1 protein-coding gene is annotated in these 709 nt (G+C 40.3%); it reads left to right on the forward strand.

What is annotated here, in order from left to right:
* Positions 1–322: MurR/RpiR family transcriptional regulator (locus ACRCJ0_RS17615; RefSeq protein WP_431391445.1), on the forward strand; the 322-nt coding region annotated here is incomplete at its 5' end.
* Positions 323–709: the final 387 nt, after the last annotated feature.

Consider the following 709-nt stretch of genomic DNA (forward strand, 5'->3'; position numbering starts at 1 on the left):
CTCTTATTCTGGAGAGAATGCTGGATTAATTAAATGCATGGAAATATTGAAGCATAAGGAAGTGCCTATTATCAGCCTGACCAGCATTGGGGACAACACGATTTCACAGATGAGTGATTGCCGGTTGAATATTACGACTCGGGAAAAATTGTACTCCAAAATCGGTAACTTCACCTCTAATACCTCGATCATTTACCTACTTAACTTGCTTTACGCCATAGTCTTTGCCAAAGACTATGACGAAAACCTGGACCACATCATCACAGTCGGCAAGCACTTTGACCAACGAACCACAAGTGTTGATATTATGCGTGAAAACTAGACGACACTTCGGAATAAAAACATGTCCTAAAGAATTTCCATAATCTGTAGGCTTATGCTTTCACTATCATTGCCTTAGATGCAGTGGAACCGCCCTTAGCCGTGGCCTAAGGGCTTGTCTGGCTATTCATTCTGTAAGGCTAAAGTCCAAAATAGAATGATATGTGCCAGGCTATCCAGAACCACTGCGAAGGCATGCTAGGAAAGCGCAGTTATTTTCTCACGATACTGGTTGGGTGTTCTTTTTTAAAAGTAGTGTGTAATAATTATACAATTGCGCTACAGTTTGATCGATAAAGCTAGCTCTAATATCCGTTGGCTAATATATTTAGCGCTAACAAAAAAAGTCGCCCTTTTTCAAGGACGACTTTCTTTGTTTCTATTAACC

Source organism: Aerococcus sp. L_32 (assembly GCF_050689315.1).